Here is a 789-nt window from a genome sequence, read left to right as displayed (position 1 = left end):
TCGATGCGGTGACCGGAATTAAAAGCGCCACACCGCTCATCGGCCCGATCCCCGGCAAAACGCCGACAGCAGTCCCGATCAATACCCCGACAAAAGCAAAAAGGATGTTATACCAAGTAAGTGCCGTTTCGAAGCCATGTATTAAATAATCAAAAGTTCCCACTTCCTTTTCCCCCTTCTTTTAAGAAAACCAAATTGGCCAACCCGGCAGCGTTCCCTTTAAAACACTCACGAATAAAAAATAAATGATTCCGGAAAATCCTGCGGAAATGATGAGTGATGTCACCCACTTATTGCGTTCCATCGTTTGAAAGCAAACAAACAAAAACAGAAAGGTCGTAATGACATACCCTATCGTTTCCAAGGTCAAAATATAAATCAAGGTTGAGAGAAAAATGATGATGAACGGCTTATACTCCAGCTTTTCCTTACTCGAACTTTGTCTCTTGCCCCGATATGACTCATAGAACAGGCGAATGCTTAAAGCAGCAAGAACGAGCCCTAATACAAAGGGAAAAATATCCGGCCCTACCGAGCTTCCATAAGACGAACTGGCGAGCTTCCTGCTTCCGATCATGAACAGCAAGCCGACAGCCAGAAAGGCTACAGATGCAAAACGATCAAATTTAACGTCCATAACAATCCCTCCATTTCAGAAAATAAGAAGAAGGTGAACGCACCTCCTTCTTCGCGATTATTTTTCCATTCCTAAAGCTTCCAATAATTGCTGCACCTGTTTCTCCTGTTCTACTAAAAATTTGTTGAATTCTTCACTATTTTTATATTCTT

Annotated in this window: 2 protein-coding genes; both read right to left on the bottom strand. The window is 42.3% G+C overall.

The genetic code is table 11. The features are described 5' to 3' along the window. Window positions 1-163, bottom strand: a 163-nt coding sequence (locus CVN76_RS01680; RefSeq protein WP_198512416.1) for a tripartite tricarboxylate transporter permease, incomplete at its 3' end; no start/stop codon positions are given. Window positions 164-181: 18 nt separating this feature from the next. After that, on the bottom strand, window positions 182-637 hold the full coding sequence (locus CVN76_RS01675) for a tripartite tricarboxylate transporter TctB family protein (protein ID WP_100530146.1): 456 nt from the start codon (window positions 635-637) through the stop codon (window positions 182-184). Between the last annotated feature and the right edge of the window lie 152 nt (window positions 638-789).

It is taken from the genome of Bacillus sp. mrc49 (genome assembly GCF_002803435.1).
This window is presented reverse-complemented; position numbering and strand designations above follow the sequence as displayed.

Excerpts from the sequence above, each read along its gene's own strand:
- CVN76_RS01675 (WP_100530146.1), bottom strand. The coding sequence starts at position 637 with ATGGACGTTAAATTTGATCGTTTTGCATCTGTAGCCTTTCTGGCTGTC.